The following is a 9,465-nucleotide window of genomic DNA, read 5'->3' as shown; positions in this document are numbered from 1 at the left end:
TCCCTCGGCTCAGTCGAGGGAAGGGGGCCTTCACGCGCAAAGTGGTAGCAAAGTTCCCTTGCTCGCTTTGGTCTTGGCGGCGCCGTGAGGGCCTCCTTGCCTACCCTGAAGGTAGTGAAGGAGGCCCTCACGGAATGCCGAATCGCCCCAGCAGCCCCGCAGCCCGCAAGCTCAAGCCCAAGTACACGAAGGCCCCCTTCCTTGCGCCTAGGTACAGGAAGGGGGCCTTCATGTACCTAGGCAGCGGGTTGGTAGCAAAGGTCCCTTGCTCCCCGGGCGTCAGTAGCCGACGGAACGGCCCACGAAGATCGCCCGCACGAAGGTCGTGAACCCAGCCAAGACATCGGTCCGGTTCCCGCCGCGCGACTTCGGCACGGCGGCGATGATCTCGGCGTCGGTCAGCGGATGAGTCTTCCCGGCCAGTTCCCGCAGTTCCTCGGGTTTCCAGTTGTGGTTGCCCGCGACGTGCACCGACAGCGCGCCGCGTCGCTGGACGAACTCGATCCGCTCGGCGTCGCGTCGCACGAACTCGCCTTCGCCGACCTGGGTGCACGTCGCGTTTTCGAGGCGCCAGGCGGTCTTCACCGCTGTATCGCAGCTCTCGACGACGTCGGTCGCGAAGGTCCAGACGGGTGAGATCCACAGCTGAGGCGCGTACTCGACGATCAGCGAACCGGAGTCTTCGGTCGTCTTGGTCGGGAGCCGATGCGCGCCGAGGTCCGCGGCGAGGGTGCGCTCGTGCGGGACGCCGGTCGCGGCGAGGCGCCGTGCGGGGGTGTCCGGAGGCAGCGACGAGGGGACGGCGATCCCGCCCGCGATCAGTGCGACCAGGAGGAAACCCGCGCCCGCCCGGACACCGGGTCCCCGCGCGAACAGACCCGCGACGAGCACCACCGGCGCCCCGAGGAACGGCACCGCGAACCAGGGATCGAACGCCTCCGCCACCTCCAGCACGAAGATCGCGCCGAAAACGCCGGAAATCCCGGCCGCGAAAGCCCAAGCCAGCCGGGGCCAAGGCTTCGCGACGGCCGGAAAGGCGTCTGGCGCCGCGAAACCGACGAGGTAGACCACGCCGATCGACACGAGCGGGACCGGCAACGCGATCCAGGGGACGTGCAGGAACGCGGCGAGCGGGAGCAACAGGCCCACGGTGACCGCGCCCAGCGTTCCGAGCAGCCACAGTGAACCGAGTGCGAGGGCGGTGAGTTGCCCGTCGGTGAGGCGGCGCTGCGCCGTTCGGGGGATCACGGTCGAAGAATGGCAGGTCAGAAGCGATCGTGTCTTGAGTATCGCTACTCAAGACCAGCGCGTCTTCTCGTTCGTGGCGCGGAAGACGGGGTAACGTGCCGAGCCGTGCGTGCCACCCTTGAAAGCCCTCCGGAACACGTCTGTTCGGCGTTCGGCGGACGTACCGGTGACGCGGAACCGATGCCCGGCACCGATTCCTGGCGCTACAACGATCTCGTGCTCAAGCCGGTCGTCGACAAGTCGCGGACCCTGTGGACGGCCAGGGCCCTGGAAGCCGTCGACGAGCCGGGGCTGCGGGTCGCGAAGCCGGTCCGGTCCAGTGACGGCCGCTGGGTGGTCGGCGGCTGGTCGGCGAACCGGTTCGTGTCCGGTACGGCCGAGCACCGCTACGACGAGGTCGTGCACGCGGCGGTCAAACTGCATCGCGCGACGGCGGGCCTGCCCCGGCCGGATTTCCTGGGACGGCGCACCGATATCGAGGCGCTGGCCGACAAACTCGCCTGGGGCGAGGCGGACATGTCCCTCGACGAGAACAAGGGCGGCCGCTGGTTCGAGGTACTGGCGGGATCCCGAAGACCGGTCAACCTGCCGGACCAGGTCGTCCACGGGGAGCTTCTCGCCGGCGTGCTGTTCGACGGCGACGCGGCTCCCGGCATCGTCGATTTCGTGCCGTACTACCGGCCCGGTGAATGGGGCGCCGCGATCGTCGCGGTCGACGCGCTGGCCTGGGGCGGCGCCACCATCGATCTTCTCGAACGCTGGGCGCATCTGCCCGAATGGCCTCAGCTTCTGCTGCGCGCCGTGCTCTTCCGCTTGGCGGCCAACGCTCTCGACCCGCGGTCGACCCGGGCGGCGCACGACGGACTCCGTGCCGCCGCCCGGGACGTGAGCGCCGTGCTGTAGGTCATTCGGTGCGCAGGTTCTCCGTCCTCGCCGCCGAGCGAACGGACGGCACCGTCGACGCCGTCACCAGCAGCACCATCACGACGGCCGCCGCGGCGAGCAGCGCGACCGCGGACCAGTCGACATACAGCCCGTCCCGGAACAGCCGCTTGCCCAGCGCGGCGACGGCGATCCCGGTCCCTGTCGCGATCACGATGCCCAGCAGCAGCGGAATCCCGTTCTGCCACAGCAGGGACCGGACGATCACGCGCACCGGGACGCCGGTGGCGGACAGCGCGCCGAGCGCCCGCCGCCGTTCCCGGACCTGTTCCTGGGCGAGCACCAGCAGGCTCACCCCGGCCAGCAGCAGGACGAACAGCGCGCCACCGAGCAGGATGGTCCGCGCGTCGTCGAACATCCGGGCCTCGTCGGCGGCCCGGTTCCCGTTGAAGGACGCCACGGTGACCTGCCCGCTGTAGGGCGCCACCGAGTTCCGCACCAGTTCGGCGAAATCCGGATTCCCGGTCGTCCCGCGCAGGCTCACCGTGACCGACGCGGCGGCCAGGTCGACGCCCGTCATGGCGGCGGGCGTCGCGAGCACGTGCAGTCCCAGTAGCTCGGCCATCCCCGACGGTTTCGCTTCGAGCGCTCGCGGCGTGGCCGGAACGGTCCATGGCTGCTCTCGTTTGCCGTCGTCGGTGATCTTCACCGACTGTCCTTTATGGACGAAAGACGGGGTGGCGAACACGTCGCCGTCGCGGCAACCGGTCGCGGTGGTGGCCGCCTCGATCGTGGCGCAGTCGGCGACGGCGAACAGGACGAGCGCGCCGTCCCCGCGAATCGAGTCGACGAACATCGAGCGCATGGCCTGGAAGTCGGCCGCGCCGGGTACCGCGCGGACCGCGGCGATCGCCCGGTCGGCCGCGGCGCCGTCCGCGTAAACGGTGATCCGGCCCGCCGTCTCGTCCTGGCGACCGGCCTCCATCGCGGCCTGTCCCGCCAGGAGACTCTGCAGCGCGATCGCCCCGGCGAGGACCACGCAGAGCCCCGCGACCACCCGTGACGGGGTCCCGCTGTCGCTCTGCAGACGGCGGATCGCGAGCTGGAACGACGGCGGCCCGCCCTTGATCCGCGAAACGACGCGTTCCAGCAGCCACGGCAGCAGCGCGGGAATCCCGAGCAACAGCAGGACCGCGCCGCCGATCAGCGCCCAGCGGCCGAGCTCGCTCGCGACGCCGAGATCCGGGGCGATCAAGAGGATCCCGAGGACGACCGGCAGCAGCCGCCACCACAACCGGCGCTTCGGCGGCGCGGTCTCGCGGACGACTCCGAGCGGTTCGACGACCGTGTGCCGCTGGGCCGCCCAAGCCGTCGCCACGGTCAGGGCCGGGACCGCGAGCACGATCAGCACCACCAACGGCCACGACGGCGTCAGATCCTTCGGGTACACCCCGAACCGGAACACCTGGAAGCCCGCCACCGCGCCGCGGAAGAGCAGGAACAGCGCGGTACCGGCGACCAGCCCGGCCGCGGCGCCCACGAGGGACTCCGCCGCGGTGATCCGGCGCAGCTGGCCGAGGGACGAACCCGCCAGCCGCAATGCCGCGAGCCGCCGGTCCCGGGCGGCGCCGCCGAGCCGCGAGACCGCCCCGACGAAGATGAACACCGGCGTGAGCAGGACGAAGAGACCGAGCAGCAGGAGGATCAGGATCCCGTTCTCGATCACGGTGTGGTAGCCGGGTTCGGCGCCGAAGCCGTAGATCGTGCGCCCGTCCCGCAGCGCGTCCGTGCCGACGTAGGCGATCAGGTCGTCGGGATTGAGCGTGGTCTCCGCGGCGATGAGCCCGACCGGCTTACCGGGCAGACGAGGCCGCAGCAGGCCGCTGGTGTCGGACGCGACGAGCTCGCCCAGCTTCGGCGAAAGGAAGACCTCGCCCGGTGCGGGCAGCCGGTCCACCCCCGGCGGGATCGGCGATCCCGGCCCGGTGGCCCGCAGATGGACGAGCGAGATCACCTGTCCGCGGAAGTCGGTCGTCGTCGCGCGGTAGTCCAGCGGCGCGACGCCCGGGATCGGTTCGCTCCGCACGGAAGCGGCGAACGTCCGCTGGTCGCGGTTCTCCTTGATGGTGCCCGCGGAGGCGCCGAGCAGCAGGATCGCCACCGCGAGCCCGATGCCGACGGTGCTCAGGACGAGCCTGACGATCGAGCCCCGGCCGCCCCCGACGGCCAGCCGGAACCCGAGCATGAGGTCTTCGCGCCCGGTCATCGGGTCACCGCCGGTTCCCGTGTCCGGCCGTCGCGCACGATGACCTCCCGGCCGGAGTAGGCGGCCACCCGCGGTTCGTGGGTGACCAGGACGACGGCGGCGTCGGTCTGGTTCGCCGCCTCGGACAGCAGGCGCATGACCAACTCCCCGCTGAGCGTGTCCAGCGCGCCGGTCGGTTCGTCGGCGAAGATCACCGACGGTTCGGTGACCAGCGCCCTGGCCATCGCGACCCGCTGGCTCTGCCCGCCCGAAACCTGGCCGGGTGTGCTGTCGTCGGTGTCGCCGACCGCAAGCCGGTCGAGCCAGCCGCGCGCGATCCGCTCGGCGGGGCGGCGCCGCATCCCGCTCAGCCGCAGCGGCAGCGCGACGTTCTCCAGACACGTCAGCTCCGGCACGAGCTGCCCGAACTGGAAGACGAAACCGAATTCGGTGCGCCGCAGGGCACTGCGTTCGGCGTCGGACATGCTCGCGAGGTCACGCCCGCGGAAGAGGACCTGCCCCTCGTCGGGCCGGACGATCCCGGACAGGCAGTGCAGCAGGGTCGATTTCCCGGACCCGGATGGCCCCATGACCGCGACGATCTCGCCGGGTTCGAGCGTCAACCCGGCCCCGGCCAGCGCCCGATTCGGGCCGAAGGCCTTGTGCAGGCCGAGCCCGTGTAACAACGGTGTTTCCACTGTGTGGTCCCCAGATCAGCGCGCCAGCTGGCGCGCGAGGTCGTCGAGGCGGGCGGCGGTGAGCTCCAGCCACCGCAGATCCGCTTCCAGGTGGAACAGCGCGTGATCGCAGATCAGCTGGTCGGCGAGGTCGCCGTCGGTTTTGCGGGCGGTGAGCTCGCGCATGGCGCGCAGGTGGGAGCTCCGCTGCGCGTCGAGCAGATCCTGGGCGCCGCGGCCGGACAGGAGCGCGAGCACGACCTTGGTGTAGAGCGTGTTCTGCAGGTAGACCGAGGGGTTTTCCGGGCTTTTCAGCCATTCCTCGACGTTGGTGACGCCGGCGTCGGTGATCGCGTACCGCTTCCGGTCGGGACCGCCGCCGGCTTCGACGCCGTTCTCCTCGACGAGGCCGTTCTTCAGGAGCCGGTTCAACGTCGAGTAGACCTGCCCGTAGTGCAGTGGGCGGTCTTGGCGGAACTGCTTGTCGTAGAGCTGTTTGAGGTCGTAACCGTGCTTCGGGCCGGCTTCGAGCAGGCCGAGCAGCGTGTTCCCGATGGACATGCGAGCGACTATACACACGTTCTATACATCGAGTGTATAGCTGCTGAAGGGGACTTTCCCCGCAATTCATGCTCACGCGGTGAAGGGCCCCTTCGTCGCGTGGCATGCGGTGAAGGGCCCCTTCGGCCCCCCCGATGGACCTGTGCCGCATCGCGACGCGGCCTGGGGCTTGCGCAGGTCCGTGAAGGCCTCCTTGAGGGACCCAGAGTCCCTCAAGGAGGCCTTCACGGACAGCACGGACCTCACGGTGTGACGTCCATCGTCGGCGGGCAATGTCAAACGCCTGAAACATTCAGGAGTTTTCAGGTAACACGGCCTACCTACCTTCAAGCGCTATCGACGCCTGGAGGAGGTGCCCGTGCCGCTCGCCGCCCCCACCGTGACCGCGGTGGACACGCACTGCCCGTACTGCGCCCTGCAGTGCGGGATGAGCCTCGACGGCGCCCGGGTCGCCCCGCGCGACTTCCCGGTGAACGCCGGCGGCCTCTGCCAGAAGGGCTGGACGTCGGGGGAGCTGCTCACCTCGCCGTCCCGCCTGACGACACCGCTGATCAGGGTCGACGGCGAACTCCGGCCCGCGAGCTGGCTGCAGGCGCTCGACCTCGTCGCCCGGCGGCTCACCGAGATCCGCGCGGCCAAGGGAGCCGACTCGGTCGCCGTCTTCGGCGGCGGTGGGCTGACCAACGAGAAGGCGTATCTGCTGGGCAAGTTCGCGCGGATCGCGCTGGGTACCTCGCAGATCGACTACAACGGCCGATTCTGCATGTCGTCGGCGGCCGCCGCCGGGATCAAGGCGTTCGGCGCCGACCGCGGCATGCCGTTCCCGGTCACGGATCTCGCCGACGCCGACGCGGTCCTGCTGATCGGCGCGAACCCGGCCGAGACGATGCCGCCGTTCACCCAGCACCTGCGAGGCGCGGACCTGATCGTCGTCGACCCGCGCCGCACGCCGACCGCCGAACTGGCCGGACTGCACCTGCAGCCCGCGCCGGGCACCGACCTCGCGCTCGCGCAGGGCATCCTGCACGCCGTCGTCGCCGACGGTCTGCTCGATCAGTCCTATGTGGACAAGCGCACCAGCGGTTTCGAAGAGCTGTGGCGTTCGGTCGCGGCCTGGTGGCCGGAGCGCGTCGAGCAGATCACCGGCGTCTCCGCCGCGGATCAGCGCCGCGTCGCCGCCAAGCTCGCCGCCGCCCGCAACGCCTACGTCCTCACCGCGCGCGGCACCGAACAGCACGCCAACGGCACCGCGATGGTCAACGCCTGGATCAACCTCTCGCTCGCCCTCGGCCTGCCCGGGCGCAAGGGATCCGGCTTCGGTTGCCTGACCGGGCAGGGCAACGGCCAAGGCGGTCGTGAACACGGGCAGAAGGCCGACCAGCTGCCCGGCTACCGCAAGATCGACGACCCCGCCGCCCGCGAGTACGTCGCCGGGGTCTGGGGTGTGCCGCCGGAGTCCCTGCCGGGGCCGGGCCGTTCGGCCGTCGAACTGCTGGAGGCGCTCGGCACCGAAGACGGGCCGAGCGCGCTCATGGTGTTCGGCAGCAACCTCGTCGTCTCCGCGCCCGGGGCCGGGAACATCCAGGACAAAGTGTCCTCTTTGGACTTCCTGGTGGTCTCGGACCTCGTCCTTTCGGAGACGGCGGCGATGGCCGACGTCGTCCTGCCGGTCACCCAGTGGGCCGAGGAGGACGGCACGATGACCAACCTCGAAGGCCGGATCCTCCTGCGCCGCAAGGCGATCGACCCGCCGTCCGGCGCGAAGACCGATCTTTACGTGCTTTCCGAACTCGCCCGCCGGTTCGGCCAGCCCGACGGCCGGTTCCCGGCGGATGCCGAGACCGTCTTCACCGAGCTGCGCCAGGCGTCCAAGGGCGGTGTCGCCGACTACTCGGGCATCACCTACGACCGGCTTCGCGACGGCGAGGCCCTCTACTGGCCGGTCCCGGCGGAATCGCATCCCGGCACGCCGCGGATGTTCCTCGACTCCTTCGCCCACCCGGACGGCCGCGCGCGGTTCGTGCCCGTGGACCACGTCGGCCCGGCCGAGGTGCCCGACGCCGAATTCCCCTTGCAGGCCACCACCGGACGGGTCCTGCAGCACTACCAGTCCGGGGCGCAGACCCGGCTGGTCAAGGAACTCAACGACGTCGTGGCGGAGGCCTTCGTGGAAGTTCATCCCGACACCGCTGCCCGTGCGGGACTGGCCGAGGGCGACCTCGCGATCGTGCGCTCCCGCCGCGGGGAGACCGTCGCACGCGTCCGCTGTGTGGCGTCACTGCGCCCCGACCTGGTGTTCCTGCCGTTCCATTTCCCCGGCGAGGGCAGGGCGAACCTGCTGACCAACCCGGCGCTCGACCCGACGAGCCGGATGCCCGAGTTCAAGGTGTGCGCGGTCGCGCTCGCCCCGGCCGAGGCCGCCGCGTGAGCCCCCGGTCGGTGGTCATCGCCGGATACGGGATGGCGGGCGCGCGGCTCGCGGACGAGATCCAGCGCCGCGACCCCGACGGCGAGCGCGTGCGGCTCACCGTCGTCGGCGCGGAGGAGCACACGGCGTACAACCGGGTGCTGCTCTCGTCGGTCGTCGCCGGCACCATGCGGCCGGAGGCCGTCCGGCTGCACGACGACGAATGGCCGTCCCGCACCCGCGCGGACCTGCGCCGGGGTGTCTCCGCGACGTCGATCGACCGGGACGCGCGCCGGATCCACCTCGACGACGGGTCCACTGTGGACTACGACGCGCTCGTGCTCGCCACCGGGGCCAACCCGTGGATGCCGCCGGTCGAAGGGCTCGAACCCGGCCCGGACGTCGTCGCGTTCCGTACCCTCGACGACTGCGCGCGTATCCTCGACGCCGCCAAACTGGGCGCGCCCGTCGCGGTGCTCGGCGGCGGGCTGCTCGGCCTGGAAGCCGCGCGGGGTCTCGCCGGACGCGGAAACCTCGTCACCGTCGTGCATCCGATGCCGCACATCATGGAACGTCAGCTGGACGCGGAATCGGCGCGGGTGCTGACCAGGAAACTCGAAGAACTCGGCGTCGCCTTCCGGCTCGGTGTCGGTGCCGCGCGTTACGTCAGCGGCGACGGGCTCAAACTCGACGACGGCACGCATGTGCCCGCCGATCTCATCGTCGTCTCCACCGGCGTCCGGCCCGAGACGAAACTGGCCGTGGACGCCGGGCTGACGGTCGAAGGCGGCATCGTCGTCGACGATCTGCTGCGTACCAGCGACGGCCGGATCCACGCGATCGGCGACTGCGCGAAGCATCCGGGCGCGTTCGGCGGTCTCGTGCAGCCCGCGTGGGAACAGGCCGCCGTCGTCGCGGATCTGGTCACCGGCACGAAATCCGCGTCGCGGTACCGCGGTACTCAAGCGGTGACGAGGCTGAAGGCGCGGGGCATCGACCTCACCGCGCTCGGCGAGACGATGACCAGCGCGGACGACCCGACCGCCGAAGTGCTCACCTTCAGCGATCCGGCGGGCTGCCGCTACGGCAAGCTCGTCATCCGCGAGAACCGCGTGGCCGGCGCGATCCTGCTCGGCCTGCCCGACGCGGCCGCGACGATCACGCAGCTCTACGACCGGGGTACCCCGGTACCCGAAGACCGGCTTGCTGTCCTTTTAGGACGCTCACTGCCGCCCGGGGCGCCATCGGCGGCGAGCCCGGCCGATCTGCCCGCGTCGGCGGTCATCTGCCGCTGCAACGCGGTGACCAAGGGACGGCTCGTCGAAGCGTGGCGCGGTGGCGCCACCGACGTCGCCGCCCTCGCCGGGGCGACCCGCGCGACGACCGGCTGCGGCGGTTGCAAGGACGCCGTCGGCGGGGTCGCGAAATGGCTGGCCGCCCAGTGA

Annotated in this window: 7 protein-coding genes; 3 read left to right on the top strand and 4 right to left on the bottom strand. The window is 70.8% G+C overall.

Annotated elements, in window-relative coordinates; translation table 11 throughout:
• Nucleotides 1-279: 279 nt before the first annotated feature.
• Complete coding sequence (locus tag ACFWIW_RS40020) at nt 280-1,248, bottom strand: hypothetical protein (RefSeq protein ID WP_378373257.1); 969 nt, start codon at nt 1,246-1,248, stop codon at nt 280-282.
• 105 nt (nt 1,249-1,353) lie between these two features.
• Between ACFWIW_RS40020 and ACFWIW_RS40015 the strand changes: the two genes are divergently transcribed.
• Nucleotides 1,354-2,151, top strand: a complete 798-nt coding sequence (locus ACFWIW_RS40015; protein WP_378373256.1) for a TIGR02569 family protein — start codon at nt 1,354-1,356, stop codon at nt 2,149-2,151.
• Between the two features lies 1 nt (nt 2,152).
• Here ACFWIW_RS40015 and ACFWIW_RS40010 read toward each other — a convergent pair whose 3' ends face one another.
• Genes ACFWIW_RS40010 through ACFWIW_RS40000 form a run of 3 tightly spaced genes read right to left on the bottom strand, consistent with a single transcriptional unit; the run spans nt 2,153 to nt 5,613 of the window.
• The gene (locus ACFWIW_RS40010; RefSeq protein ID WP_378373255.1) at nt 2,153-4,396 is read right to left on the bottom strand and encodes an FtsX-like permease family protein; all 2,244 of its coding nucleotides are present in this window, start codon (nt 4,394-4,396) and stop codon (nt 2,153-2,155) included.
• On the bottom strand, nt 4,393-5,073 hold the full coding sequence (locus tag ACFWIW_RS40005; protein ID WP_378373254.1) for an ABC transporter ATP-binding protein: 681 nt from the start codon (nt 5,071-5,073) through the stop codon (nt 4,393-4,395). The genes ACFWIW_RS40010 and ACFWIW_RS40005 overlap by 4 nt, the downstream gene beginning before the upstream one ends.
• Nucleotides 5,074-5,088: 15 nt before the next feature.
• Nucleotides 5,089-5,613, bottom strand: coding sequence for a PadR family transcriptional regulator (locus ACFWIW_RS40000; protein WP_063272003.1), 525 nt, complete (start codon nt 5,611-5,613; stop codon nt 5,089-5,091).
• Between the two features lie 358 nt (nt 5,614-5,971).
• Here ACFWIW_RS40000 and ACFWIW_RS39995 point away from each other — a divergent pair, with 358 nt between their 5' ends.
• Together ACFWIW_RS39995 and ACFWIW_RS39990 are read left to right on the top strand one after the other, a co-directional pair.
• A complete protein-coding gene (locus tag ACFWIW_RS39995; protein ID WP_378373253.1) occupies nt 5,972-8,041 on the top strand; it encodes a molybdopterin oxidoreductase family protein in 2,070 nt (689 codons plus the stop codon).
• Complete coding sequence (locus ACFWIW_RS39990; protein ID WP_378373252.1) at nt 8,038-9,465, top strand: FAD-dependent oxidoreductase; 1,428 nt, start codon at nt 8,038-8,040, stop codon at nt 9,463-9,465. The genes ACFWIW_RS39995 and ACFWIW_RS39990 overlap by 4 nt, the downstream gene beginning before the upstream one ends.

This window comes from Amycolatopsis sp. NPDC058340 (assembly GCF_042723975.1).
Classification (GTDB): domain Bacteria; phylum Actinomycetota; class Actinomycetes; order Mycobacteriales; family Pseudonocardiaceae; genus Amycolatopsis.
This window is presented reverse-complemented; position numbering and strand designations above follow the sequence as displayed.

What these genes read in the sequence shown, in the direction of transcription:
- ACFWIW_RS40000 (WP_063272003.1), bottom strand. Translation starts at nt 5,613, where the DNA reads ATGTCCATCGGGAACACGCTGCTCGGCCTGCTCGAAGCCGGCCCGAAG.
- ACFWIW_RS40010 (WP_378373255.1), bottom strand. Translation starts at nt 4,396, where the DNA reads ATGACCGGGCGCGAAGACCTCATGCTCGGGTTCCGGCTGGCCGTCGGG.